Origin of the sequence: Pseudomonas sp. UBA7530 (genome assembly GCF_002479365.1) — a bacterium.
Taxonomy (GTDB): domain Bacteria; phylum Pseudomonadota; class Gammaproteobacteria; order Pseudomonadales; family Pseudomonadaceae; genus Aquipseudomonas.
This window is the reverse complement of sequence record NZ_DLMS01000001.1, coordinates 1,117,007-1,140,410: the sequence shown is the minus strand read 5'-3', so window position 1 is coordinate 1,140,410 and position 23,404 is coordinate 1,117,007. Positions and strand designations below refer to the sequence as shown.

Annotated in this window: 24 protein-coding genes, 1 tRNA gene and 2 pseudogenes; 8 read left to right on the top strand and 19 right to left on the bottom strand. The window is 63.0% G+C overall.

The genetic code is table 11. From position 1 onward, the window contains the following. The first annotated feature begins 100 nt into the window (after positions 1–100). Both B2U07_RS05525 and B2U07_RS05520 read left to right on the top strand, forming a co-directional pair. A complete protein-coding gene (locus tag B2U07_RS05525; RefSeq protein WP_003119937.1) occupies positions 101–328 on the top strand; it encodes a helix-turn-helix domain-containing protein in 228 nt (75 codons plus the stop codon). Positions 329–375: 47 nt separating this feature from the next. Beyond that, positions 376–528, top strand: a pseudogene (locus tag B2U07_RS05520) (IS5/IS1182 family transposase); the annotation flags it as partial. A gap of 155 nt (positions 529–683) precedes the next feature. On the opposite strand, the pseudogene B2U07_RS05515 reads toward B2U07_RS05520, so the two are convergent. The 8 genes and pseudogenes from B2U07_RS05515 to B2U07_RS05480 form a co-directional block, all read right to left on the bottom strand. After that, a pseudogene (locus tag B2U07_RS05515) lies at positions 684–914 on the bottom strand (deoxyribonuclease); the annotation flags it as partial. A gap of 506 nt (positions 915–1,420) precedes the next feature. Continuing rightward, entirely contained in the window at positions 1,421–2,551 is a 1,131-nt protein-coding gene (locus B2U07_RS05510) for a mechanosensitive ion channel family protein (RefSeq protein WP_147811394.1), read from the bottom strand. A gap of 212 nt (positions 2,552–2,763) precedes the next feature. Beyond that, a complete protein-coding gene (locus tag B2U07_RS05505) occupies positions 2,764–3,069 on the bottom strand; it encodes a YceK/YidQ family lipoprotein (RefSeq protein WP_275544417.1) in 306 nt (101 codons plus the stop codon). Positions 3,070–3,221: 152 nt separating this feature from the next. After that, a tRNA-Gly gene (locus tag B2U07_RS05500) sits at positions 3,222–3,295 on the bottom strand. Between the two features lie 85 nt (positions 3,296–3,380). After that, positions 3,381–4,268 (bottom strand): alpha/beta fold hydrolase, encoded by an 888-nt coding sequence (locus B2U07_RS05495; protein ID WP_147811396.1) that lies wholly within the window; start codon positions 4,266–4,268, stop codon positions 3,381–3,383. A gap of 390 nt (positions 4,269–4,658) precedes the next feature. Continuing rightward, a complete protein-coding gene (locus B2U07_RS05490; RefSeq protein WP_147811397.1) occupies positions 4,659–5,351 on the bottom strand; it encodes a pseudouridine synthase in 693 nt (230 codons plus the stop codon). A gap of 3 nt (positions 5,352–5,354) precedes the next feature. Continuing rightward, positions 5,355–5,561 carry a cysteine-rich CWC family protein gene (locus tag B2U07_RS05485; RefSeq protein ID WP_147811398.1) on the bottom strand — a complete coding sequence of 69 codons (207 nt, stop codon included), beginning with the start codon at positions 5,559–5,561 and terminating at the stop codon, positions 5,355–5,357. Beyond that, on the bottom strand, positions 5,561–7,030 hold the full coding sequence (locus tag B2U07_RS05480; protein ID WP_296276202.1) for a sensor domain-containing diguanylate cyclase: 1,470 nt from the start codon (positions 7,028–7,030) through the stop codon (positions 5,561–5,563). The genes B2U07_RS05485 and B2U07_RS05480 overlap by 1 nt, the downstream gene beginning before the upstream one ends. A gap of 354 nt (positions 7,031–7,384) precedes the next feature. Here B2U07_RS05480 and B2U07_RS05475 point away from each other — a divergent pair, with 354 nt between their 5' ends. The 3 genes from B2U07_RS05475 (at position 7,385) to B2U07_RS05465 (ending at position 8,230) form a co-directional block, all read left to right on the top strand. Beyond that, positions 7,385–7,564, top strand: a complete 180-nt coding sequence (locus B2U07_RS05475) for a hypothetical protein (protein WP_197855230.1) — start codon at positions 7,385–7,387, stop codon at positions 7,562–7,564. Then, complete coding sequence (locus B2U07_RS05470; RefSeq protein ID WP_296276199.1) at positions 7,564–7,716, top strand: hypothetical protein; 153 nt, start codon at positions 7,564–7,566, stop codon at positions 7,714–7,716. The genes B2U07_RS05475 and B2U07_RS05470 overlap by 1 nt, the downstream gene beginning before the upstream one ends. 76 nt (positions 7,717–7,792) lie before the next feature. Beyond that, a complete protein-coding gene (locus B2U07_RS05465; RefSeq protein ID WP_296276197.1) occupies positions 7,793–8,230 on the top strand; it encodes a hypothetical protein in 438 nt (145 codons plus the stop codon). Here the strand turns inward: B2U07_RS05465 and B2U07_RS05460 are convergent. Next, positions 8,227–9,159: a LysR family transcriptional regulator gene (locus B2U07_RS05460; protein ID WP_296276195.1), complete on the bottom strand. Its 933-nt coding sequence runs from the start codon at positions 9,157–9,159 to the stop codon at positions 8,227–8,229. The genes B2U07_RS05465 and B2U07_RS05460 overlap by 4 nt on opposite strands. A gap of 98 nt (positions 9,160–9,257) precedes the next feature. Between B2U07_RS05460 and B2U07_RS05455 the strand changes: the two genes are divergently transcribed. Beyond that, a complete protein-coding gene (locus B2U07_RS05455; RefSeq protein ID WP_296276193.1) occupies positions 9,258–11,045 on the top strand; it encodes an alkyl/aryl-sulfatase in 1,788 nt (595 codons plus the stop codon). Between the two features lie 221 nt (positions 11,046–11,266). Here the strand turns inward: B2U07_RS05455 and mmsB are convergent, their stop codons facing one another. The 6 genes from mmsB to B2U07_RS05425 form a co-directional block, all read right to left on the bottom strand. Continuing rightward, positions 11,267–12,151 carry a 3-hydroxyisobutyrate dehydrogenase gene (gene mmsB / locus B2U07_RS05450; protein WP_296276190.1) on the bottom strand — a complete coding sequence of 295 codons (885 nt, stop codon included), beginning with the start codon at positions 12,149–12,151 and terminating at the stop codon, positions 11,267–11,269. A 169-nt stretch (positions 12,152–12,320) separates the two neighbouring features. Beyond that, entirely contained in the window at positions 12,321–13,424 is a 1,104-nt protein-coding gene (locus tag B2U07_RS05445; RefSeq protein ID WP_296276188.1) for an enoyl-CoA hydratase/isomerase family protein, read from the bottom strand. Positions 13,425–13,576: 152 nt separating this feature from the next. Continuing rightward, on the bottom strand, positions 13,577–14,395 hold the full coding sequence (locus B2U07_RS05440) for an enoyl-CoA hydratase (protein WP_147812045.1): 819 nt from the start codon (positions 14,393–14,395) through the stop codon (positions 13,577–13,579). A 96-nt stretch (positions 14,396–14,491) separates the two neighbouring features. After that, positions 14,492–15,655, bottom strand: coding sequence for an acyl-CoA dehydrogenase family protein (locus tag B2U07_RS05435; RefSeq protein WP_296276186.1), 1,164 nt, complete (start codon positions 15,653–15,655; stop codon positions 14,492–14,494). Between the two features lie 6 nt (positions 15,656–15,661). Beyond that, entirely contained in the window at positions 15,662–16,909 is a 1,248-nt protein-coding gene (locus B2U07_RS05430) for an ABC transporter substrate-binding protein (RefSeq protein ID WP_296276184.1), read from the bottom strand. 93 nt (positions 16,910–17,002) lie between these two features. Next, on the bottom strand, positions 17,003–18,499 hold the full coding sequence (locus tag B2U07_RS05425; protein ID WP_296276182.1) for a CoA-acylating methylmalonate-semialdehyde dehydrogenase: 1,497 nt from the start codon (positions 18,497–18,499) through the stop codon (positions 17,003–17,005). A gap of 121 nt (positions 18,500–18,620) precedes the next feature. On the opposite strand from B2U07_RS05425, the gene B2U07_RS05420 reads away from it, so the two are divergent. Beyond that, entirely contained in the window at positions 18,621–19,502 is an 882-nt protein-coding gene (locus B2U07_RS05420; RefSeq protein ID WP_296276180.1) for an AraC family transcriptional regulator, read from the top strand. 6 nt (positions 19,503–19,508) lie between these two features. Here the strand turns inward: B2U07_RS05420 and B2U07_RS05415 are convergent, their stop codons facing one another. Continuing rightward, the gene (locus B2U07_RS05415) at positions 19,509–19,922 is read right to left on the bottom strand and encodes a PaaI family thioesterase (protein ID WP_296276177.1); all 414 of its coding nucleotides are present in this window, start codon (positions 19,920–19,922) and stop codon (positions 19,509–19,511) included. A gap of 105 nt (positions 19,923–20,027) precedes the next feature. Beyond that, positions 20,028–20,840 carry an HDOD domain-containing protein gene (locus tag B2U07_RS05410; protein ID WP_296276176.1) on the bottom strand — a complete coding sequence of 271 codons (813 nt, stop codon included), beginning with the start codon at positions 20,838–20,840 and terminating at the stop codon, positions 20,028–20,030. Positions 20,841–20,979: 139 nt separating this feature from the next. Here B2U07_RS05410 and ung point away from each other — a divergent pair, with 139 nt between their 5' ends. Beyond that, a complete protein-coding gene (gene ung / locus B2U07_RS05405; RefSeq protein WP_296276174.1) occupies positions 20,980–21,669 on the top strand; it encodes a uracil-DNA glycosylase in 690 nt (229 codons plus the stop codon). 9 nt (positions 21,670–21,678) lie between these two features. On the opposite strand, the gene B2U07_RS05400 is transcribed toward ung, so the two are convergent. Both B2U07_RS05400 and B2U07_RS05395 read right to left on the bottom strand, forming a co-directional pair. Next, on the bottom strand, positions 21,679–22,539 hold the full coding sequence (locus B2U07_RS05400) for a DUF6279 family lipoprotein (RefSeq protein ID WP_296276172.1): 861 nt from the start codon (positions 22,537–22,539) through the stop codon (positions 21,679–21,681). Between the two features lie 160 nt (positions 22,540–22,699). Next, entirely contained in the window at positions 22,700–23,401 is a 702-nt protein-coding gene (locus B2U07_RS05395) for an ABC transporter ATP-binding protein (RefSeq protein ID WP_296276170.1), read from the bottom strand. Positions 23,402–23,404 lie beyond the last annotated feature (3 nt).

Below are 23,404 nucleotides of genomic sequence, written 5' to 3'. Positions count from 1 at the left end.
GAGGCACCAGAAGAATTAGCGCGAAAATGCGGATTATAATCCGTGGCCTCTGCGTCCGCAAACGCACGATAGTGCCGCCTCAAGTTGAATTGAGACGGTCATGGATAAGTTGGCGAAAGCGTTAGGGGAACGCATCCGAATGCAGAGGAAGGTCTGCCGGATTTCCCAAGACGCATTGGCGCTGGCGTGCAGTCTCGACCGCAGCTATGTAGGTCGCATCGAGCGTGGCGAGGTCAACATTACCGTCGAGAAGCTCTACCGCATCGCAGGCGAACTCGCCTGCGATCCTTCAAGCCTTCTGCCACCGCCATCTGAGATTCTGAGCTGATCAAGTAATACTGGCGCTAAGCCGAGTACGTCGGCAAGCGCAAGCAGATCCGCAGGGAGCTGTTTCTGATTGAGATGGGCCTGGTGGTATCGTGGAAGAATCTAATTGCCCTGATCGATTCGCACTACCCAAAGGGGAAGGGCATTCGCCCGGCGTACCCGTTGATGGCAATGCTGAGCGTGCATCTGATTCAGAACTGGGCTAGGTGTCTCTACTGTCGGTAAGATCTTCTGAAAGAGTCGAGCGACTGGAGTTCTGTGTAAGCGAATAGCTGGAAGGTGGTAAAAGCGTTACAGAATAAAAAATGATTAGAATCATGCACTTATATTTGTAACATGTTACAACCGGCATATTTAACGTGCTCCCACTCGATGCGTTGGGCGCGATTGGCGTTCTTGCGCGGCGTGTAACCACAGGAACGTAGGTCGACCTGATTGCCGCTGTACTTGCAGCCGCAATAGAACTCGGTGGATTGCTGCGCATACAACGGCCAGGCCAGGCGCTTGGCCTCGGCGAAACTGGCGGGTGCGGCGTGCAGGGAAAGGGCTGTGAAACAGCAGAGCAGGGGCAGTAAGCATCGAATCATGGGGCGGCAGGGTAGCCGTCACCGCTGCCGATGTGAAGATGGAAAATTTATGTTTTTCAAAGGCTTATATGGTGGCAAAGCGCCCTCCTCACGTGAGGCGGGCACCACGCATCGAGCCTTGTTGGAGCCGAGGCGGTGCTGGTCTGCACGCTGTAGCCACGGTCGCGGCTGAACTGCGGCATCAGCGATGGCGGCAAGCATGCCCAGTAGGAGAATCGGCATTTCGTTACTCAGGGAAGGCAAGAGCCCGGCAGACGCCGGTAGTTGCGGGCCAGCGCCACTCAGCGATGGCCCGCATACGCGTAATGCTGTTCACATAAGAAACGGTCGAGCGCGATTAGTCCCCTCGCCCCTCCGAGAAGAGGGTTAGGGAGAGGGGGAAACTGGCAGTTTCGCGGGGTTTCGGCCCTCTCCCCAACCCCTCTCCCATAAGTGGGAGAGGGGAGTCAATGCCTGCGACCTTAAGTGAACAGCATTACCGCATACGCGGGCTTTTCAGGCGTTCCTCAACTGAATCTCGGCAAGCGCTGATCCTGCTCGCCGTCCTCTGTCTCGGTCTGCTGCGGCAGACCGGCGACCTTGATGACCGGCATCCGCTCGCCCACCAGGCGCAGGTCGCGACGGGGCAGGGCGAAGCGCACATCCAGCTCGCGCAGGGCATCGAGCAGCTGCAGATTGATCTCCTGCTGAATATCCATGTACTGGTTGTAGTCCGAGCTCTGCACGATATACACCACCTCGAAGGTCAGCTGGCTTTCGTCGAAACCGAGAAAGTGTGCGCGGTCGAATCTGGCCTTGGGCGTGGCGCGGATGATGTCGCCGACGCGCTCGGCCACCTGGCGAACCTTGTCGCTCGGCGTGTCGTAGTTGACGCCGAACTTGAAGACGATACGGCGGGTATTCATGCGCTTGTAGTTATGCACGATCTGCCGCAGCAAGTCGGCGTTGGCACACACCACCTGCTCGCCGCTGAGGCTGCGGATGCGCGTGGTCTTCAGGCCGATATGCTCGATGGTCCCGGCCACCTCTCCGAACACCACGAAGTCGCCGATCTCGAAGGGCTTGTCGACACCGATCGACAGTGAGGCGAACACATCACTGAGCACCGTCTGCACCGCCAGTGCCACGGCGATACCGCCAACACCCAGGCTGGCCACCAGCGCGGTGATATCCACGCCGAGATTGGCCAGGATCGACAGCAGCATCACCGACCACACCACGATCAGGATCATGATGCTGATGATGGTGGTCATCACCGGGTTGTAGCTGCCGCTCTTCTTCATCACCAGGCTACGCGACCACAGGCGTACGCCGGTATCGACCCACAGCGCCACCTGCAAGGCCAGGGCGACGAACCAGGTATGGCTCAGCGCGCTCTGCCAGCTGCCGGGCAGCTCCGGCAGGCGCAAGGCCAGCAACAGGGAAAAGGCCAGCAGCAACACGCGGCTGGTACGACCGATCACAACCGCCACGAAGTGCGGCCAACTGCCGTCCTGATCCTTCGACCAAGCCATCAGCCGCTTGTGCAGCGTGCCGACCACCGCACGCAACACGCTGTAGATCAGCGCCGTAGCGACCACAACAATCGCAATGTTGAGCCAGAGATCGCGGTCAAGCCAGATGTTCCACTGTTCCATCGTCAAGGGCCTCCAGAAGGGACGTATAGGTTTCTGGTGGTGTTGAGGAGCAGAAGTTCCGGGGAAAGGGCGAGTGGTCCCGGTTTTGGCGCGCCGGGTGAGGCGGCCTTAGCTCGGGCGGCCCTTTCAAAAAGCGTAGAGCCGGGCATCACGCTGCCTGGATTTGCCCGAGCTAACAGCGCAAGAAGGCACGGGCCTATTCGTGTCTCCGATTACTCGATCGGTTTGTTTGCCTGATAGATGTCATGCGGGAGCATGACGGTATCGACAGCAGCGTCCACAGGCAGTGAAAAGATCGTCAGTACTGGGCAAACGACCGATAACCAGCACCAGGCCGTGGCTGGAAAGTAGCCGCGATTGACTTCATCAGAACCGAACAGCACGCCGAAGTCGTACGCAGTGCCTGTGTAGTAATCGGGTCCGTAATAACTGCCATTTCGCCCGAACAGTGTGCCGCAACCCGCGAGCGCACCCACCAGAACGGCCAGCGCGAGGACTCGATAGAGACGTTTGAGCATGGGACATCCTTTCCGACAGAGGCCACCCTGGCCGCGTCGCAGGGTACGCACCTCAGCGTCACGTCACAACTCAAGGTGGAGGATGTGGCGAGGTTCACCCAGCAGAAACGAAAAAGCCCCGTCAGTGATGACGGGGCTTTTGCTTGGCTGTCTGGAGCGGGTGATGGGAATCGAACCCACGGCTCTAGCTTGGGAAGCTAGGGTATTACCATTATACGACACCCGCAGCGGGTGCCTTTATACCGGAACCTGCGGCGAAAATGAAGGGCGAACCGGAACCCGTCGTGCAGCCGGTTCGCCTCTGCGTCCGTTCATACGGCGATGGCCTGCAGTTCCTGAAGCTCGCCGCGATTGGGCAGTTGCAGGCGTTTGCTGGGGGCGCTGAAGAAGTCCAGCAGGACGCGTTGGGTCTGCAGCCAGGCGGCCTTGTGTTCCATGTCGAGGAAGTGGCCAGCGTCGTCGATCACGGCGAACTGGGCATGGTCGATGTGCTGAGCGAACAGGCAGGCGTCTTCCACCGAGGTGTATTCGTCGCGGTCGCCGTTGACGAACAGCAGCGGAATTTCGATGGCCTGCAGGCATTCCATGCGGCAATGCGCCTCCATGTTCAGCACCTGTTTGATATGCGCGTACATCTGCCGGTATTCGTGCTCGTCGAGGGTGCTGACGTGCTTGTGGTTGAAGCGCTTGAACAGCGACGGCAGGTGTTTGCCGATGGTGCTGTTGACCAGCAGAGCGATGTTGTCGCGATCCACCGCGTTCAAGAAGCGCAGGCCCTTGTGCAGGTAGTCGAGCATCGGCACGTTGAGGATCGGCGAGAAGGAGCAGATCGCTGCCTTTTCCAGCGTGGCCGGGCGCTGGGCCAGGGCGAGCATGGAGGCGACGCCGCCCCAGGAGAAGGACATCAGGTAATTGGCGCCGTAGTGGTCGATCAGCTTGAGCAGGATGGCCGCTTCGTCTTCCTTGCTGATGGGCGTGAAGTCGCTGTTGTGCGGCTTCGATTGACCGGCATAGGGCAGGTCGAAGGCCACCACGTTGAACTGTGGTTGCAGGTACTTGACCGTTTGCGCGAACGAGGCGGTGGTCGCCAGGGAGCCATTGACCAGGATGATGGTCTTGCTTGCTGCCGGGTTACCGTAGAACTCCGTGTGTACCTTGTGCTTCCTGTTGATCTCGACGACTGTGGTTTCTGGCCTCATGTCGTTTCCTCCTGGCGCAAGTGAACAAGGCGAGCGGGCGGCCGTTCGCATTTGATTGAGCAGTCAGAAAAGCGCCTGAGCGTGACAGCTTCATGTCAGGCAGGGGATTTTTATAAGTATTTGAATTTCAAGCAGTTAGGATCGAAACAGGCGAGCGCTCCAGGCCTTATTGAAGACGCTGGAGAGGGCGGTGTTACCAGGCAGGAATCCAGACGGCGCAGGGCGCCAGTAACTGAAATAAGGTGTAGCTGTCTCGTAGTGACCAATTGGTCATCTCAAGACTTGTGACTCGATTCAAGCAGCTGACTTGCAGCCACGCAAGGCCGGGTCACATCTTTATCGCGGTTTAGGTCTACCGTTGGTCGGGTCGTGAAGGTTGGGCTGGGAAGATCAGACGCTTGCGACTTCCGCAGCCGTCAGAGCGCGGTACTGACCTGGCGCGAGCTGCGGGTCGAGGACGATCTCGCCCATGCGTTCGCGGTGTAGGGCGACGACGCGGTTGCGGAAGTGGCCGAACATGCGCTTGACCTGATGGTAGCGGCCCTCGAACAGGGTCAGCCGGGCTTCGTGGCTGTTCAGCACCTCGAGCGGGGCGGGCAGGGTGGTGAGGTTCTCGAAGGCGAAGTACAGGCCACGGGCGAAGACCTCGGCGTACTCATCGGTGATCGGCTGCTCGGTGGTGACGTGGTAGACCTTGGGCTTGCGCTCTTGCGGCTGGGTGATGCGCCGCGACCAGCGTCCGTCGTTGGTGATCAGCAGCAGGCCGCTGGTGTTGAGATCGAGGCGTCCGGCCAGGTGCAGGTCGTGCTTGTCCGGCTCGTTCAGCAGGTCGAGCACGGTGCGGTGTTCTTCGTGTTCGGTGGCGCTGACCACGCCGACCGGCTTGTGCAGCATCCAGTAACGCGCGCTGCGCCCGGCCTGCAGCAGTTCGTCGTCCAGCTCCACGCGCTGGAAGTCGCGGATATCGAAGCGCGGATCAATGATCACTTCGCCGTCCACACGCAGGCGCCCGGCGCTGATCAGCAGGCGGCTGTCCTGGCGGCTGAAACGCGGGAAGTTGCTGAGGAAGCGATCCAGGCGCATGGCTCAGTGGTGCTCGTCGAGTTTGGCGGCTGCCACCAAGCCGGCGCAGGCCGGGCACAGGCAGGCGCGATCAAGCTGTTTGGGCGTCAGGCGCTGCAGTGCGGCGGGGTCGATCTTCGCGTCGAAGCACCAGCAGGGTTCATCGCTGCGGCCTGCCGCGATGCTGCACTGGTTGCTCTTGCCGCATAACGGGCAGCGCTCGGTGTCCATCAATGCTCTTCGCAGACGCGGTCGCGACCGGCCTGTTTGGCCCGGTACAGGGCGCGGTCGGTGCGGCCGAGCAGGTCATGCAGCGCTTCGCCCGGCTGCCATTGGCTGAGGCCGAGGCTGACGGTGACCTGCAGTGTTTCACCGCCTACCGGGTAGCGCTGCTCGGCGCAGTGCTGGCGCAGTTTTTCGGCCAGCTCGTGGGCGGCGTGTCGGTCGGTGTTCTTCAGCAGCAGGATGAATTCCTCGCCGCCCCAGCGGCAGAGAATGTCGGACTGGCGCAGCGCCGCGCGCAACTGCTCGGCGAAGCGACGCAGCACCTCGTCGCCGGCCAGGTGGCCGTGGCGGTCGTTGATCTGCTTGAAGTTGTCCAGATCCAGCAGCACTGCACACAGCGGGCTGCTGTCGCGCTGCGCCTCCTGCAGGGCCTGCTCCACATGAAGTTCGAAGCCGCGGCGGTTGGGCAGGTCGGTGAGGCTGTCGGTGGTGGCCAGGGCGGCGATGCGCTGCTGGTAGCGACGGATCACCAGGCTCACCAGGGTCAGTACGATGGCGGTGACCAGCAGGCAGATCAGCAGGTTGAGGTAGAGGCTGTGGCGAACGCCAGCCAGCGCGCCTTCCTCGTGCTTGTCGACGAACAGGAACCACTCGAGTTCGGGGATGTAGCGTACGTTGAGAAAGTGGCTGCGCTGGTGTTCGTCGTAGCGATAGTCGCCGCTTTTCGGTTGCGGCAGCACGGCCAGCAGTTTTTCCAGGCCGGGTACTTCGCTCAACGGCTGGCCGCGACGGGCGCCCATGGGGCCGCCCTCGACACCGGTCAGCACAAGATGGCCGTTGCGTTCGGTAAAAAAGATGTTGCGGTCGTAGCGCCGCTGGTAGTCGTCCACCAGCTTGACCACTGCATCGACGGTGAGACCGACACCGGCCACGCCGATAAAGCGTTCCTGGTAGTCGAACACCTTGTAGTTGATGAAGAAGGTCAGCTGGTCGGCGTTGGCCATGTCCGGATCGACGCTGATCTCGTAGGGCTCCTCCATGTTGCGCACGCGGAAGTACCAGTCATCGCGCGGCTCATCTTCCTGCACCTGCTTGAGCACGCCCTTGGCCTGGTAGTAGGTGCGCGTGCGCTCGGAGATAAAGAAGGCGGTGAAGGTGCCGTAGTGATCTTGAATCTCGCGCAGGTAGCGGGTGACGGGCTCGGGGTTCTGCTCGCCGGCCAGCGCCCAGTCGCGCAGGAAGGTGTCGCGCGACATCATCGAGGCGATCTGCGTCGGGCGGATCAGGTCCTTCTGGATCTCGGAATAGATGGTGTCCGAGGTCAGCGGCAGCTCGGTGTTGACGATGTTCTGGCGAATGCTGTCGCGCGAGGCGTAGTAGCTCAGCAGCGAGGTGGTGAGAAAGCCGCTGCCGAGCAGAAACAGGAGCAGTAACACCAATGAGGTTTGCGTGTGCCGTTTGGGGCGCAGGGACATGGGTGAATCCGGCGGCGGGCAGATGGCGTGATGCTAGCTTGCTGAGCGGGGCTAGCGCTAGTTGTGATCACTGTTGCGGTGAGGGTAGCCCTGATGCAGTGCGGGGGGGCTGGTTGATGGTTTTCCCTACTGATGGCCCGGAGCGCTCAGTGTCTATTGTAGGAGCGGATTTATCCGCGATCCGCTGCGGCTGCGAGCGGATGGCTTGCCAGTGCTGTTCGTCGCCTGGTGATGCAGCTCACCCGGCGGCACGGAACGGGCGTATGCGCGGTGTGTCTTACCCAACAGCTGAACGTGCTGCGCCTCGTGCCGTCACCCGTCCAGCGGATATTGGAAATTCGAGGAGTATTCCAGATGCGTGGTTTGACCGTGATGACATTGGCCTTTTTGCTGGGAGGCTGCAGCTTCAGTGCGCCGGGCGTGCACGCGCGCGTCGGTGATCCCGATTTGATACGTGTCGACCTGGGTGGGCACGGCTATTCCAATGGTGGTTCCTTCTGCCCACCGGGGCACCGCATGAAGGGCAGCTGCTGATGAAAGCCCTATTTGCGCTATTGCTGGCGACGAGCCTGGCGTTTGGTCTGTCCGGGTGCAGCCTCAGATTGCCAGGTGTCGGTATCGATATTGGCGATACCGGAGGCCCGCCCCATTGCCCGCCAGGGCAGGCCAAGAAAGGCCGCTGCTGATCCGGCGCCGGGCGCGCTGCCCGGCTTCTCTTCCGAGGCGCTGACCGCTCCTCCTGCTTCCTCTGCGGAGGCCTGCATGTCCAACAGACTATTCCTCGCCGCCCTGCTATTCACCTCGCTCAGCGGTTGTGCCGTTTATGACTACGACCGTGGCTATCACAGCGGCCATGCCTACCGTTACCACGACGGCTACCGGCGTGATCACTACGCGCCACCTGTTTATGGGGCGCCGCGCTATTATTACGAGGATCGCCGTCAGCACTACTACCCAACCCCTCCGCGCTATGTGCCGGCGCCGCCGCCACGTCATCACTACGGTCATGACCGACGTCACCGTGATGGCTACAAACGCTACGACCAGCCGCGGTATGACCACCGTCGCAATCATGGCCAGCGAGAACATCAAGGCAGGCAGATGCAGCGCGGCTGGGACTCTGGCCGCAGCACGCAGCAGCGCTTCTCCAACGGGCGCAGCCACAACCAGCAGCGCGGCATCGGCGAGCGTCGCCGCTAAGCCTTCCCTCGCTCGGCCGCGTGCCCGGCACGCGGCGTCTGTTCATCCATCTGACGAATCGCTTCGACCATGGCCTGCGCCGCTGGCGACAGGCTGTGGCCGGCGCGGCTGACCAGGCCATAGGCCGAATGCTGATGCAGGCCTTGCGGTTGTAGCGGCAGCAGGGCGAGCTGGCCGCTGTGAAGTTCGTCGGCGATCACGTCCCATGGCGCCATGCTCAGCACATCGCTGCCGGCCACCAGGCGCTTGAGCACCAGAAAATTGTCGCATTGCACGCTCAACGGCTGTGCGCGTCCGCTGGCCTCGCCCAGGCTGCGTTCGACCACTTGCGGTAGCTGCGTTCCGGCCAGCGGGAAATCGAGCAGATCGCGTAGCTTTAGATTGCGGCGCTGCAGCAGCGGGTGCGACGGTCGGCAGAACAGCACACCCTGGTGCACGCGCAGTGGTTCGATGTGTAGCTGAGCATCGCCATGCAGCTCGCGGATATCGGCGACGAACAGTTCGATGGTCGAACCCAGCAGGCTGTCGCGCAGCTCCAGCCAGTTGGCGATATCCAGTTTCACTTGCACCCGCGGGTAGCGTTGCAGCAACTGGCCCAGCGCCTGCGGGATGAGCCTTGCGGCGGGGTAGGGACCGGCGCCGAGGCGCAGCTCGCCCGCCTCCAGATTGCCCAGCTGGTTGACCGCATTGCTCAGTGCCAGGCTACCAGCGAGCAGGCGGCGCGCGTGCTCCAGCACCAGCTGGCCATGGGCGGTGAGGCTGACGCCGCGACTGTGGCGATCCACCAACGTGCAGCCCAGTTGGCTTTCCAGCGCCTGGATGCTGCGGCTCAGTGCCGGCTGGCTGAGATGTACGGCAGCGGCGGCACGGGCGAAATGCTCGTGTTCGGCGAGGGCGACGAAGTGGCGAAGCTGGCGGAGATCGTTCATGCGCTTCCTGCATTAATTGCTCTATTCGAATGCATTGGAATTATCAGGTGGCCTTTGCCAACCTGTCAGCATTCCAACAACAAGACAGCCCAATTGCCATGAGCTCCTTCTCTCGTTTCAGCGGCCTGCTGCTGGCCGCCACCCTGCCGTTGAGCGCCTATGCCGAGCTGCCGGCCGAGCGCATCGAACCCAGCATCAACGCCGAACTGGCGGCTCACACCCAGGTATTCGCCCAACAGATCTATCGCATCGCCGACAACGTCTATTCGGCGGTTGGCTGGCAACTGGGCAACGTGGTGATGATCGAGGCGCCACAGGGACTGATCATCGTCGACACCGGTGAGTCGGTCAGCGAGTCGCGCAAGATCATGGCCGAGTTTCGCAAGCTCACCGACAAGCCGGTCAAAGCGGTGGTCTACACCCACTTTCATCCGGATCACATTAATGGCGTGCAGGCGTTCGTCAGCCGCGAGCAGGTGGAGCGCGGCGAGGTGCAGATCTACGCCCACGAAACGCTGCTGCAGAACGTGGTGGCGCAGGGTGCGCTGGTCGGGCCGATTCTCGGCGTGCGCTCGGCGTACAGCTTCGGTTCGTTCCTGCCGGCCAGCGACCAGGAGGGCATGAACGGTGGCATCGGCCCGTTGGTCAAGCCGGAGCCGTCGTCCTTCATTGCCCCGACTCTGACCTTCGGCGACCGCCTGGACACCAACATCGCCGGCCTCGACGTGCAGTTTCTGCACGTACCCAGCGAGGCGCCGGATGAGATCGTTCTTTACCTGCCGAACAACCGCGTGGTGATCAGCGCCGAGGTCGATCAGGGGCCGACCCTGCCGAACATTCACACGCTGCGCGGCACCAGGTTCCGCGACCCGGTGCAGTGGGTTGAGAGCCTGGACAAGCTGCGCGCCTATCAGGCCGAGTACATGGTGCCGCTGCATGGCCGGCCCGTCAGCGGCCAGGACAAGGTGGAGGAGGTGCTGCGCATGACCCGCGACGGCATCGCCTATATCCATGACCAGACCGTACGCTGGATGAACAAGGGCCTGACGCCAGACGAGTTGGTGGAGAAGGTCAAGCTGCCGCCGTACCTGGCTGGCTACACGCCCTACCTGCGCGAGTACTACGGTACGGTGAAGCACAGCGTGCGGCAGATTTACAACGGTTACCTGGGCTGGTTCCAGGGTGATCCGGTAGCTCTCGACCCGACCCCGCCACGGCAGCAGGCCGAGCGTTTGATCGCCCTGGCCGGCGGTCGCGACAAGCTGTTGCTGGAGGCAGGCAACGCCTACCTCAAGGGTGACTACCAGTGGGCCGCCGAGTTGGCCGGCTACGCCATTCGCGTCGATCACGAAGACCAGCTGGCGCGCGAGATCAAGGCCCGCAGCTTTCGCAAACTGGGCTACGCCAGCATGAACATCAACTGGCGCAACTGGTACCTGATGAGTGCCATGGAGCTGGAGGGCAAACTCGACGGCGACGTCATTCGCCAGCGCTCGGCGGAGATGCGCAAGGTCTTCCTCTCGCCGGATATGGTGCGCAGCTTCACCCCGCAGAGCTTCCTGCAGAACTGGGTGACTCGTATCGACCCTGAGAAGTCCGGCGATGTGGAACTGACCCTGGGCTTCAGCTTCCCCGATGTCGATGAGCAGTGGGCGCTTGAGGTGCGACGTGGTGTAGCCCAGTTGCACAAGGGGATTCCCGAGGGCACCGCTCTGCGCCTGAGCATGGACAAGAGTTTCATGGATACCCTGTTGACCGGCGAAGGCGGTCTGGTCAAGGGCGCACTGCTCGGCGATGTGAAGGTCGACGGCAGCCTGCTGGAAATTCGCCGCTTCCTCAACTGCTTCGACTTCAGCGAGGAAGCGTTCGGGCTGACCCTGCGCTAGGAGCCGGCGCCATTCGGAAGACCGGTGGTCACTCTTGGCACCGGTCTTGCTGATGGCGTATTTCTCAACTGCTGTTGCGTGCGTATCCGCCGCGCATTTCGGGACCGGGCAGCAACGTCTGCGGATGCTGTGCCCGGCGAGCCGTGTGTGTCGAGCGTAACGTGATCGTTGGCCTGTCGCCGATCCGCAGCGAGACATCTCCGGCAGGCAGGTTTCGGGCTCTATTCCACGAACAACTGCTGTACCACCGAAAAATCCTGCTTGCCCTTGCCCTGCTTGAGCAGCAGGCGGTAGAGCTGCAGCGCCAGGGCACCCATCGGGGCGCTGTTGCCGTTGTGGCTGGCGGTTTCATGAGCCAGGCCGAGGTCCTTGGCCATCAGTTCGGCCATGAAGCCGCCGCTGTAGCCCTTGGATGCCGGGGCGCTCTCCATCACGCCGGGCCAGGGGTTGTATTTCTCCAGCGTCCAGTTGCCGCCCGAGCTCTGCCGCATGATCTCCGCCAGCACGGCAGGCTCCAGGCCATTGGCCACGCCCATGGCCATGGCCTCGGCGGTGGCGATCATCTGCACGGCAAGCACCTGGTTGTTGCACACCTTGGCTACCTGGCCGGCGCCATCGGGGCCGGCGTGGAAGATGTTTTTGCCCATGGCGGCGAGCAGCGGCCGGGCTCGTTCCAGCGCTTCGGATTGACCGCCGACCATGAAGGTCAGGGTGCCGGCTGCCGCGCCACCGGTGCCGCCGGATACCGGCGCGTCGAGCAGGGCGATGCCGCATGCTTTCGCAGCAGCATGCACTTTGCGTGCAGACTCCGGGGCAATGGTCGAGCACTCGATCACCAGCGTGCCGGCGGGCAGTCGCGCGAGCAGGCCTTCGTCGCCCAGGTACAGGCTTTCTACATGGCGGCTGGCAGGCAGCATGCTGATCACCACCTTGGCTTCGTTGACGGCGTCGGGCGCGCTTTCGGCCGCCACCGCACCTTCACCGGCCAGGGTGTCGACGGCGCTGCGCACCAGGTCGAAGACTTTCAGCGGGTAGCCCGCCTTGAGCAGGTTACGGGCCATGGGCATGCCCATATGGCCGAGGCCGATAAAGGCGATCTGAGTCATGTCGGTTCTCCTTGTTCTTGTTGTGTTATTGCCGGGCTTGGAGCGGATAACGGCGCGCTGTGGTTGCAGCTCTGCCGACGGTCACGCAGTTGCCTGCTTTATCGCGAATGAATTTGCTCCTACAGGGTAGTGGCTGACCATTCATTGCGGCTGCAAACCGGCGACTGCGTTACAAGTCCGCCAATGGATGCTCGCCGTCCCAGGCGGGAGCGAAGTGCGCGTCGATCACGGCTTGTGGAATCGCGTCCACATCCGGCCAATGCCAATGCTGCGTCTGATCCTTGTCGATCAGGCGCGCGCGCACGCCTTCAGGGAATTCGGGGTGGCGGCAGCAGTTCAGGCTCATGGCGTACTCCATGCGAAACACCTCAGCCAGCGACAGATGCCGCGCGCGGAGGATCTGTTGCCAGACCAGATGTGCCGTCAGCGGGCAGCCGTGGGCCAGGGTCCTGGCGGCCCGTGCGAGCAGGGCATCGTCATCCTGCTGCAGGGCGCTGATGGCCTGGAAGGCCGCCGGTAGGTCGGCGACATCGAGCAGTTCGTCGATGCGCTCGCGGCGTGGCAGCCACTGCGCGGTGGGTAGCTCGGGCGTGGCTTCGTTTTCCAGCGCGCGCAGCAGGCTGTGCAGTTGCAGATCGGCTTGCTCGCGCCAGTTCAGTTGCACCAGGTCTTCGAGCAGGGCGTCCTGCTGGTCGTCACGCAGGAAGCGGTCGGCCAGATTCAAATCCAGCGCATCACGGGCGTTGATGCTCGCCGCGGTGAGGCCCAGAAACAGGCCCAGGCGCCCGGGCAGGCGGGCGAGGAACCAGCTGCCGCCGACATCCGGGTACAGGCCGATGTTGATTTCCGGCATCCCCAGGCGACTGCTCGGCGTGACGATGCGAATGCCGGCGCCCTGCATCAGGCCCATGCCACCGCCCAGCACGTGGCCGTGAGCCCAGCAGATGAAGGGTTTGGGGTAGGTGTGTATGCGGTGATCGAGACGGTATTCGTCAGCGAAGAAGCGCCGCGCCAGTGGCGGTACCTCACCGGGGTGCTCGCGACACTGATTGACAAGCTGTACCACGTCGCCGCCAGCGCAGAAGGCTTTCGCGCCGTTGCCGCGCAGCAGCACGCAGGCGATGGTTGGGTCTTCGGCCCAGGCCGCGAGGCGCTCGTCGAGCGCTTCGATCATCGGCAGGGTGAGAGCATTGAGGCTCTTCTCGGCGTCCAGGCTGGCGATGCCGATGCGGTAGCCGTGCAGGCTGGGGCGTTCTTCGAATTGCAGATTCATAGGGTCTTCCTGCGTAGGGTGGATGACGCCATCCCCTTACGGTTCTAGGGTGGCCGTAAAAGGCGACGTCTACCCTGCGGGGCTGTAGGAGCGAGCTCTGCTCGCGAAAAAATGGCGTCGTCTGATTCGCGAGCAGAGCTCGCTCCCACGATTTATTTATTGCGCCACTGCGGGTCGCGTTTTTCCAAAAAGGCGTTGACGCCCTCGCGGGTGTCATCGGCGTCGAACAGGTCGACGAAGCGCTCGCGCTCTTCCGGCAGCCAGGTGTTCGGGCCGCGCTGACGGGCGCCCTGGATCAGTGGCTTGATGGTGCGCACCGCTACAGGGCTTTGCCGTGCGACCTTGGAGGCGAGCAGCAGGGCCGTGCCGCGTGCTTCGCCGGTGTCCACCACCTGTTCGACCAGGCCGATGCGCAGTGCGGTTTCGGCGTCGATGCGCTCGCCGCAGAGGATCATGCGCTTGGCCCAGCCCTCACCGACCAGCCAGGGCAGCGCCTGGGTGCCGCCGGCGCAGGGCAGCAGGCCCACGGCGGCTTCCGGCAGGGCCATCAGCGCTTGGCGTTCGGCGATACGCAGGTCGCAGGCCAGGGCGCATTCCAGGCCGCCGCCCATGGCGTAGCCGTTGATCGCGGCGATGGACACACCGCGAAAATCACGCAGGGTTTCGAAGGCCTCGCCGAAGCGTCGCGCCATTTCGCGGGCGCGTGCCTTGTCGCCATCGGCGAACATGTTCAGGTCGGCGCCGGCGGAGAAGAATTTCGGCCCCTGGCCGGTCACCACCAGGGCGTACACCTCGTCGTCACGGTTGAGATGCTCGACCACCTGCTTGAGGCCGATCAGCGAGTCGCGGTCCCAGGTGTTGGCTGGCGGGTGGTTGATGGTGATCAGCGCGGTGTGTCCGTGCTTTTCCACGGTGAGCTTATGGGTCAGGTCGAAGATGCCGGATTTGTAGGTTTCGATGGCTGTGCTCATAGCAGTCCTCGTCAATTTTCTCCCCTATTCATTTATGGGAGAGGGGGCGGGGGAGCCCTCGGGCACCCTCTCCCGGAGGGAGAGGGGCAAATGCAATTACAGCAAGCGATCGAGCATGCCGCCCTGTAGGAGCAGGCGGCGGGCGATGATCACCCGCATGATTTCGTTGGTGCCTTCCAGTATCTGGTGCACGCGCGCGTCGCGTACCCAGCGTTCCAATGGATAGTCATTCAGATAGCCGTAACCACCATGGAGTTGCAGCGCTTCGTTGCAGACCTCGAAGCAATGGTCGGTGGCGAAGCGCTTGGCCATGGCGCAATACAGGCTCGCTTCGCCGTGGCCATGGTCGAGCTTGTGCGCGGCCAGGCGTACCATCTGCCGGCTGGCGGTCAGGCTGGTGAGCATGTCGGCCAGCTTGAACTGCAGCGCCTGGAATTCGCTGAGCGCCTTGCCGAACTGCTTGCGCTCTTCGGCGTAGCGCAGGCTTTGCTCCAGCGCCGCCTGGGCGGCGCCGAGCGAGCAGCTGGCGATGTTCAGGCGGCCGCCGTCGAGGCCTTTCATGGCATAGACGAAGCCTTCACCTTCCGGGCCGATGCGGTGGCTGGCGGGAATGCGCACGCTGTCGAAGGTGATGGTGCGGGTTGGCTGCGCCTTCCAGCCCATCTTGTCCTCGTTGCGCCCATAGCGCACGCCCGGTGCATCGGCCGGCACCAGGAAGCAAGAGATGCCCTTGGCGCCGTCCTCTCCGGTGCGTGCCATGACGATCAATACGTCGGTGCTGCCGGCCCCGGAGATAAAGCACTTGCTGCCATCGATCACGTAGTCGGCACCTTCGCGGCGCGCGCGGGTACGCAGGTTGGCCGCGTCGGAGCCGGCGTCCGGTTCGGTCAGGCAGTAGGAGGCCAGTGACTGGCCGCTGATCAGCCCCGGCAGCCAGGCGTCCTTGAGCGCCTGGTCGGCGAAGCTGGCGAGCATCCAGGTGGCCATGTTGTGAATGGTCAGGTAGGCGGTGGTGGCCACGCAGCCCGCTGCCAGTTGTTCGAAGATCAGTGAGCTGGACAGCCGCGAAAGCCCCAGGCCGCCATCCTCCTCGCGCAGATACAGGGCCAGGTAGCCCTGTTCGGCTGCGCGGCGGATCACGTCCAGCGGGAAGTGATGTTCACGGTCCCAGTCCGCGGCATGGGGCGACAGCTCCCGCGCGGCGAAGGCACGGGCGCTGTCGGTGAGCAGGCGTTGTTCATCACTGAGTTCGAAGTCCATGGCATCTCATTGCAAGGTCAGGGGTTGGCCGCCGGCCCGACGCTCGGCCTGCCACTCGCTGAGGCTGGGCAGCGCGGCACTGGCGTCGAGGCGGTCGACGATTTCGAAATAGTCCTGTTTCAGCGGGTCCTTGAGTACCTCGTCGCGCGGCTTCACCTTCACCGCGTAGACCGTCTGCAGGTTCTGGTGGTCGAAGGGGCGCCATTGCTGTTCGTCCTTGAGCAGTGTGTAGCGATGACCTTCTAGCGCCTTGATCAGCGCTTCGCTGTCCAGGCTGTTGGCGCGCTTGGCGGCATCGGCCCATTGCTGAACGATGCTGTAGGCCGACGCGGCGGAGCTGGACGGGTACATTTCGTAGCGGGTCTTGAAGGACTGGACGAATGCTTCGCCACGCGCGGATTTCTCCAGCGCCGGCACGCGCCAGGTCCAAGGCTCGGTGCCGATCACACCCTGCATCAGATTGGGGCCGGCCTGTTCGACCATGCTCTGAGTCAGATTCGGCGCAATGATCTGCATGCGCGAAGTCAGGCCCAGGTCATGGGCGATGCGCATGGCACGTACCAGGTCCTCGCCGAACAGCACCAGGGCGAGGATATCGGCGTTACTGGCGGCGGCCTGGGTCAGTGCGTCCTGATAGTCGGCCAAACGCGCGCCGGGGAAGGGCACGTGCACGCCAGCGTGCTGGGCGGCGTTGTCGCTGGCAGTGGCCTGGCGCAGCGAGGCTTCGGTGGTATGGCCCCAGGTGTAATCGGCGGTGACATAGAAATAGCGCTTGTTCGGCAAGGTCTTGCTCAGGTACTGGCCGAGCACCTTGGCACTCATCCAGGCGTTGTTGCACTCGCGGAACATGTAGCGGTGGCCGTCCTTGCCGGTGGTGTCGTTGGAGTAGGTGAGGGTGCCGAAGTACAGCAAGCCGTGCTCCTTGGCGCGCTTGCCGGCGGCAATGGCGACCGCGCTGGAAGAACCGCCGAAGAGCATCGCTGCGCCCTCGGCAGCCAGCTTGTCGACGTTCTTCTCCGCCTTGGCCGGACGCGAGGCGGTGTCCTTGCTGGACAGGCGCAGGGGCCGACCCAGTACACCGCCCTGAGCGTTGATCTCGTCGATGGCCAGCAGGGCTCCACGCATTTGCGCCAATCCCTCCTCCTTGTATGGTCCGGTGCGCGGGTAGTTGAGGCCGAGGGTAATGGGCTCGGCAGCCTGCACACAGGCAGTGATTCCGGCCCACAGGGCCAGGATGGCAGACAGTTGGCGCATTGCAGTTCTCCTTGTTTTTGTTCTGCAAGGAGTCTTTTTACGCCGCTTGTCCAGTTCTCGTGATCGTCTTTTCGTCTAATGAGAACGCCGTTCTCATTTCAGTTGAATGGTCATGTTCGGCCCGGCCTCCAGCGGCGTGTCGTCGAACCAGCGGCTGGTCACCGTCTTGGTCTCGGTATAGAAACGCACCGCCTGTTTGCCGTAAGCGTGCAGGTCGCCGTAGAACGAGCCCTTCCAGCCGGTGAAGGAGAAGAACGGCAGCGGCACCGGGATCGGTACGTTGATGCCCACCTGGCCGACTTCCACAGCATGCTGGAAATGCCGCGCGGCGCCGCCGGAGCGGGTGAACAGGCTGGTGCCGTTGCCATAGGGGCTGGCGTTGACCAGTTCGATGGACTCTTCCAGGCTGTCCACCTCCATGCACACCAGCACCGGGCCGAAGATTTCCTCGCGGTACAGACTCATCTTCGCCGTCACGCCGCGAAACAGGGTCGGGCCAACCCAATTGCCGTCGGGGTAACCGGCCACCGTGCATTGCGAACCGTCGAGCAGGCACTCGGCGCCTTCCGTCTTGCCTTCATCGATCAGGCTCAGTACGCGCTGGCGTGCCTGCGGGCTGATCAGCGGGCCGTAGGCTGCACCAGTGTCCTGCCAGTGGCCTGGGCGCAGCGCGGCCATCTGCGTCGCCAACTCGTCGATCCACTGTTTCGACTCGCCGACGAACACCGCCACGCTGATCGCCATGCAGCGTTGGCCTGCAGCGCCGCAGCTGGCACCGAGCAGGTTGCTGATGACCTGATCCTTCGGCGCGTCCGGCATGATCACCATATGGTTCTTGGCACCGGCGAAGGCCTGCACCCGTTTCAAATGCTGGGTGCCGGTGCGATAGACGTGCTGGCCCGCCGTAACCGAGCCGACGAAGGACACCGCGCGAACTAGCGGATGTACCAGCAGCGCATCGACCTGCTCGCGCCCGCCATGCAGCACCTGCAGCACGCCAGGCGGCGCTCCGGCCTCGATGAAGAGCTCGGCCAGACGATTGGGCGTCATCGGGTCCTGTTCGGACGGCTTGAGGATGAAGGCATTGCCGCAGGCGATGGCCAGCGGAAACATCCACAGCGGGATCATCGCCGGGAAATTGAAGGGGGTGATGCCGACGCACACGCCCAGCGGCTGGATCCAGCTGGCAGTGTCGATCTCGCGGGCGATGTTCTCCACCGTCTCGCCCATCATCAGGCTGGCGATGTTGGCCGCATGCTCGGCCACCTCGATGCCGCGCCACACGTCACCCTTGGCATCGGCGAAGGTCTTGCCGGTTTCCGCCGCAAGAATCTCCGCCAGCTCGTCGTGATGTTCCTTGAGCAGGTGCTGGTAGCGCAGCATCAGGCGGGCGCGCTCCGATACCGGCACCTCGCGCCAGGTGAGGAAGGCCTGTTGCGCACCGACTACCGCGGCTTCTATCTCCTCGGTGGTCGCTCTGGGGGCGAGGGCGATCACTTCCTGGGTGGCCGGGTCGGTGACTTCAATCAGGTCCGTGGCCTGGCTTGGCAGCCATTGGCCGTCGATCAGTTGCGCGAGCGTGCGGGGCATGGGCGCCTCCTGTTGTTCTTGTATGGAGCCTTTATAGCCACTTCATTTTGGCTTGTGGATTGACGATCTTGGTTTTGAGATGGACGATCTTGGTATTCGATCTGTCTTGGGAGCGTCAGGCATGGGCCTGCGAGTGGAGACCTCCAATTGGCCGCTGCCGCTCGGCGGGCAACGCTTCATCACGCCGCCGCGCCTGCGTCGTCTGCTGGCACGCCATGCGCTGAGCTCTGGCTGCTATCCGCTGGCCATGGGGTTTTATCCTGACGCGGCCGGCCACCAGATGCGGCGTGTGCAGCCGGATGATCACCTGCTGATTTACTGCCGCTCCGGCAGGGGCTGGCTGGAGACGGTGGATGGACGATTTGAAGTCGCTGCTGGCGATTTGCTGCTGCTGCCAAAGGCGATGCCGCATGGCTATGGCGCCGATGGGCAAAGCCCCTGGACAATCTATTGGGTGCACTTCGATGGCAGCGTCAGCGAGGACTTTCTGCGTCTGCTGGGGGCGCAGCCGCTGCGGCGTATCGGTTTGCAGCCACGGCTGATTGGCGAATTCGAAGCATTGCTGGGCCTGCAGCGCCAGGGCCTCAATGCCTTGCCCTTCATCCATGCCGCGCACCGTCTGCAGGCGATGCTCAGCTCGCTGGCGGTGCTGCCGGCGCGGGTCAATCTCAAGTCCGGGCGGGTGCTGGATATCGAGGCGGTGCAGGCGGTAATGCGCGAGCATCTGCATGGCAGCCTCAACCTCGACGAACTGGCGGCGCATTTCAAACTGTCGCGCTTTCATTTCGCCAAGACCTACCGTGCGCTGACCGGTCATGCGCCGATTCAGGATTTCATCCAGTTGAAAATGGCCCTGGCCTGCCGCCTGCTCGACCGTGGCGATATCGAGGTGCGCCAGGTCGCTGAGCAACTGGGGTATGAAGACCCTTATTACTTCTCGCGGCTGTTTCGCAAGGTGGTGGGCATGGCGCCCAGTCATTACCGGGCACTGCATCAGGGTTAGTCGCTGCTAGACCCGCGCGATGGTTGCCAGCCCAGTGGCCACCAGCTTTTCCTGGCCGTCTTTCACCGCGAACACGTCGGCTCGGCAGACCGCCTGGCGCTGTCCGGCCTTGAGGACTTCGGCGCGGCACAATAGACGTTCGCCAAGGGCCGGCGCGAGCAGGTTGAGCTTGTATTCGCTGGTAACCACGTCGCCGACCATCGACGCTGCTGCCCAGGCGCAGCCGCTGTCGACCATGAAGCCGACGACCGCGCCATGCATGTAACCGTGGTGCTGGCACAGGTCGGGACGGCTACGCACCTGCAGGCTGACTCGGCCTGGCGCGAAATCGAGTAATTCCGCGCCGAGCAGCTTGGCAAAGGTGGAGTGGGCGAGCGCCTGTTCCAGGCGTTCGCGACTGATACCCTTCAAGTCGCTCATATGACCTCCCGCACTGTGCGTGCAGGAGAGTCTCGACCGGCTTGCGGATGTGGGCAAGCTGCATCCAGATGCCTGATGAGGCCGTATAGCACTGCAGCACTGCTCTCAGGCGAGCAGGCGCTTCCACAGTTGTAGCTCGCTAGCCAGCTCCTGCCGCAGTTCGGCAAGTGGGGGTTCCAGGCCCAGCTTCGCCTGAGCCGGAAGCGGCTCGGGCAGGGTGGCCTTGCTCTGCAGGGCGCTGGCGAGCAGGACCAGATCCGCCAGGTCGGCCGCGCCCTCATGCTGGCGTTGCCATTGGCCGTACAGACGAGTGGATTCGATCACTGCCGAAGGCAGCTGCCAGCGCGTGAGGATCAGGGCGCCGAGGTCACCCGACAGTCGTTCGCACAGCTCGTGCAGCGTGTCACCATCGCGTGGCACGTCTGGCCAGTGCTCCAGCTCCGAGAGCAGCGGGAGGCTGCCGATATCCTGCAACAGGCCGCCGAGCATGGCGTCGTCCAGCGACAGTCCGGTGCGCTGCGCCAATACCGCGCAGTAGGCGGCGCGTTCCCGTGCGCTGCGCCAGCGAGCGCGAAAGGCCTGCTGCAGTGCCGGTTCAGTACTGGTGAACAGATTCTGCAGACTGAAACCCAGCACCAGGTCGGCCAACTGCCGCGTGCCGAGGCGGCCGAGTAGTTCGCGCAGCGAGCTGCAGGCGCGATCACCGCGCAGCAGGGGCGTGTTGGAAAATTGCATCAGGTACGCAGCCAGTGGCGGATCGCCGGTAATCACGCGGGTCAGCTGTTCCAGCGAGGTGCGTGGATCGTCCAGCAGCTTTCTGATGCGCACGGCTGCTTCGGGCATCTGCGGAATCCTGGCCTCGCCCTTGAGGAAGCGATTGAGCACTGCCATGCGCAGGGTATCGACGGTGGTTGGCATGGTCTTCGAGTCCGATCACGGTGGCTATGAGCAAAGGCTAGCAAAGCATCTCTGCACGTGCCGGGCTGGCCATTCTTGACTTGCGGCAACCCCTTCTCTAGCGTGCCTGCTCTTGTGGAGACTCAGGCAGGAAAAGCGCATGACCGAAGATCGCATCAAACTCGAAGCCAGCTGGAAGGAAGCGCTGCGCGAGGAGTTCGACAAGCCCTACATGAAGGAGCTGCGCGAGTTCCTGCGGGCAGAGAAGGCAGCTGGCAAGGAAATCTATCCGCCGGGCCCGCTGATCTTCAATGCGCTCAATTCCACGCCGCTGGATCAGGTCAAGGTGGTGATCATCGGCCAGGACCCTTACCACGGCCCGGGCCAGGCGCATGGCCTGTGCTTCTCGGTGCAGCCGGGCGTGCAAACGCCGCCGTCGCTGGTGAACATCTACAAGGAGCTCAAGCGCGATCTCAACATCGACATCCCGGCCCACGGTTACCTGCAGAGCTGGGCCGAGCAGGGCGTGCTGCTGCTCAACACCTCCCTGACCGTGGAGCGTGCCAACGCCGGTTCGCACGCGAACAAGGGCTGGCAGTTCTTTACCGACCGGGTGATCGAAGTGGTCAGTGAACATCAGCCCAAGCTGGTGTTCCTGCTTTGGGGCAGCCACGCGCAAAGCAAGCAGCGCCTGATCAACCCGACCAAGCACCTGGTGCTGCGCTCGCCGCACCCGTCGCCGCTGTCCGCCCATCGTGGCTTCATCGGCAATGGTCATTTCAGTCGTTGCAACCAGTTCCTCAGCCAGAACGGCATGACCCCCATCGACTGGCAACTGCCACCGCTCTGACCAGGCGCCTCAGCGCTGCGCCACCGCCTGATCGGTGGCGCACTGTTGCGCAGCCAGGTCGGCGTGCAGGCCTTGCAGGCGCTTGTCTGCGCGCGCTATCTGACGCGAATCGGCCTGAGCGACCAGATCGACGATCATCTCCGACATAGCCTGGCGGGATGTCTCATAACTGGCCTGATAGGCGCTGGTGTAGAAGCGTTCGCGTTGTTGCAGCAGGGTGGTCATGCGTGCGCCGAAGTCATCGCCGCGACGCACTTCCAATGTCTCGCGAAGTGCCTGTTGCCAGGCCAGGCGGTTATCCATCCAGATCTGATTCTGATCACCCAGGCCTTGCGCCCACTGCTGCACACGGTCGCGTTGCTCGGCATTGAGTTCGCCGAACCAGGGCTGCAGGCGCTCTTCCATGCGCTCGGCGCGCCGGTCGATCTGCTCCTGCAGGGGTGGCTCGAGGAATTCCTCGCGCAGCTTGGCGTTCTGCTCGTCCAGTGACGCCAATAACTGCTCGACCTGGCGCGGGCTGAGGCCGCGCAGCAGCTCGATGGTGCTAGGGGTGATTTCCACCGCGATGCGTTGCATGGCCGGTTCGACCTCGGCCAATTGGCGAGTGATCAGCTCGCCGTCCCGGCTGCTCAGTGCCTGCTGGCTGCGCTGCAGCCAGTCGAGATAACGCGGCAGCTCGGCGCTGCAGTGCCAGGCCAGGTGTTCCTGCAATTGAGGCTTGAGCCAGGCGCTTTGCTCGCTGGTCAGCGCCACGTAGTCGTTGAGCTTCCAGGGGATCAGCCAGTCGAGATTACGATAGGCCAGGCCGACACGGCTGCAGGCGCTAAGCAGCAGGGTGATGACCAATAGCAGCAGCAGGGGTTTGCGCATGTACGCAGTCTCGCAAGGGCTGAGTTATTGAGACTAATACTCGAAGAGCGTGGCGCAAGAGGGCGGAAATATCCGCTTAAGAGTTCAGCGAGACGGGTGATCGAATCGCGGACAAAAAGAAACCGCCCCGAAGGGCGGTTCCGATATTGCAGGGTTGCGCTTATCCGCCGAGATAGGCGTCGCGTACCTTGGGGTCGTTGAGCAGTTGTTCGCCGCTGCCCTGCATGACAATGTGGCCGTTCTCCAGCACATAGCCACGGTCGGCCAGCTTCAGCGCCTGGTTGGCGTTCTGCTCGACCAGGAACACGGTCACGCCGTCCTCGCGCAGTTGTTCGACGATGTCGAAGATCTGCTGGATGATGATCGGCGCCAGACCCAGCGACGGTTCGTCAAGCAGCAGCAGTTTGGGCTTGCTCATCAGGGCACGGCCGATGGCGAGCATCTGTTGCTCACCACCGCTCATGGTGCCGGCGCGCTGGGCGAAGCGTTCCTTCAGGCGCGGGAACAGGTGCAGGACCTTGTCCAGTTGCTCCTGATTGTCCGCCTTGTCACCGAAGAACCCGCCCATGGCCAGGTTCTCCTCGACGGTCAGGCGGGCGAACACGCGACGGCCTTCCGGCACGATGGCAATGCTCTTGCGCATGATCTGCGGTGTTTCCATGCCCACCAGCTCCTCACCCAGGTATCGGATGCTGCCACTGGTGGCGCGCGGGTTACCGCACAGGGTCATGAGCAGGGTCGACTTGCCGGCACCGTTGGCGCCGATCAGGGTGACGATCTCGCCTTTCTGCACTTCGATGCTGACGTCGTGCAGCGCCTGGATCTTGCCGTAGAAGGTTGAGACGTTGTTGAAGCTCAGCATGGA

Excerpts from the sequence above, each read along its gene's own strand:
- B2U07_RS05525 (WP_003119937.1), top strand. The coding sequence starts at position 101 with ATGGATAAGTTGGCGAAAGCGTTAGGGGAACGCATCCGAATGCAGAGG.
- B2U07_RS05510 (WP_147811394.1), bottom strand. The coding sequence starts at position 2,551 with ATGGAACAGTGGAACATCTGGCTTGACCGCGATCTCTGGCTCAACATT.
- B2U07_RS05505 (WP_275544417.1), bottom strand. The coding sequence starts at position 3,069 with ATGCTCAAACGTCTCTATCGAGTCCTCGCGCTGGCCGTTCTGGTGGGT.
- B2U07_RS05495 (WP_147811396.1), bottom strand. The coding sequence starts at position 4,268 with ATGAGGCCAGAAACCACAGTCGTCGAGATCAACAGGAAGCACAAGGTA.
- B2U07_RS05490 (WP_147811397.1), bottom strand. The coding sequence starts at position 5,351 with ATGCGCCTGGATCGCTTCCTCAGCAACTTCCCGCGTTTCAGCCGCCAG.
- B2U07_RS05485 (WP_147811398.1), bottom strand. The coding sequence starts at position 5,561 with ATGGACACCGAGCGCTGCCCGTTATGCGGCAAGAGCAACCAGTGCAGC.
- B2U07_RS05480 (WP_296276202.1), bottom strand. The coding sequence starts at position 7,030 with ATGTCCCTGCGCCCCAAACGGCACACGCAAACCTCATTGGTGTTACTG.
- B2U07_RS05475 (WP_197855230.1), top strand. The coding sequence starts at position 7,385 with ATGCGTGGTTTGACCGTGATGACATTGGCCTTTTTGCTGGGAGGCTGC.
- B2U07_RS05470 (WP_296276199.1), top strand. The coding sequence starts at position 7,564 with ATGAAAGCCCTATTTGCGCTATTGCTGGCGACGAGCCTGGCGTTTGGT.
- B2U07_RS05465 (WP_296276197.1), top strand. The coding sequence starts at position 7,793 with ATGTCCAACAGACTATTCCTCGCCGCCCTGCTATTCACCTCGCTCAGC.
- B2U07_RS05460 (WP_296276195.1), bottom strand. The coding sequence starts at position 9,159 with ATGAACGATCTCCGCCAGCTTCGCCACTTCGTCGCCCTCGCCGAACAC.
- B2U07_RS05455 (WP_296276193.1), top strand. The coding sequence starts at position 9,258 with ATGAGCTCCTTCTCTCGTTTCAGCGGCCTGCTGCTGGCCGCCACCCTG.
- mmsB (WP_296276190.1), bottom strand. The coding sequence starts at position 12,151 with ATGACTCAGATCGCCTTTATCGGCCTCGGCCATATGGGCATGCCCATG.
- B2U07_RS05445 (WP_296276188.1), bottom strand. The coding sequence starts at position 13,424 with ATGAATCTGCAATTCGAAGAACGCCCCAGCCTGCACGGCTACCGCATC.
- B2U07_RS05440 (WP_147812045.1), bottom strand. The coding sequence starts at position 14,395 with ATGAGCACAGCCATCGAAACCTACAAATCCGGCATCTTCGACCTGACC.
- B2U07_RS05435 (WP_296276186.1), bottom strand. The coding sequence starts at position 15,655 with ATGGACTTCGAACTCAGTGATGAACAACGCCTGCTCACCGACAGCGCC.
- B2U07_RS05430 (WP_296276184.1), bottom strand. The coding sequence starts at position 16,909 with ATGCGCCAACTGTCTGCCATCCTGGCCCTGTGGGCCGGAATCACTGCC.
- B2U07_RS05425 (WP_296276182.1), bottom strand. The coding sequence starts at position 18,499 with ATGCCCCGCACGCTCGCGCAACTGATCGACGGCCAATGGCTGCCAAGC.
- B2U07_RS05420 (WP_296276180.1), top strand. The coding sequence starts at position 18,621 with ATGGGCCTGCGAGTGGAGACCTCCAATTGGCCGCTGCCGCTCGGCGGG.
- B2U07_RS05415 (WP_296276177.1), bottom strand. The coding sequence starts at position 19,922 with ATGAGCGACTTGAAGGGTATCAGTCGCGAACGCCTGGAACAGGCGCTC.
- B2U07_RS05410 (WP_296276176.1), bottom strand. The coding sequence starts at position 20,840 with ATGCCAACCACCGTCGATACCCTGCGCATGGCAGTGCTCAATCGCTTC.
- ung (WP_296276174.1), top strand. The coding sequence starts at position 20,980 with ATGACCGAAGATCGCATCAAACTCGAAGCCAGCTGGAAGGAAGCGCTG.
- B2U07_RS05400 (WP_296276172.1), bottom strand. The coding sequence starts at position 22,539 with ATGCGCAAACCCCTGCTGCTGCTATTGGTCATCACCCTGCTGCTTAGC.
- B2U07_RS05395 (WP_296276170.1), bottom strand. The coding sequence starts at position 23,401 with ATGCTGAGCTTCAACAACGTCTCAACCTTCTACGGCAAGATCCAGGCG.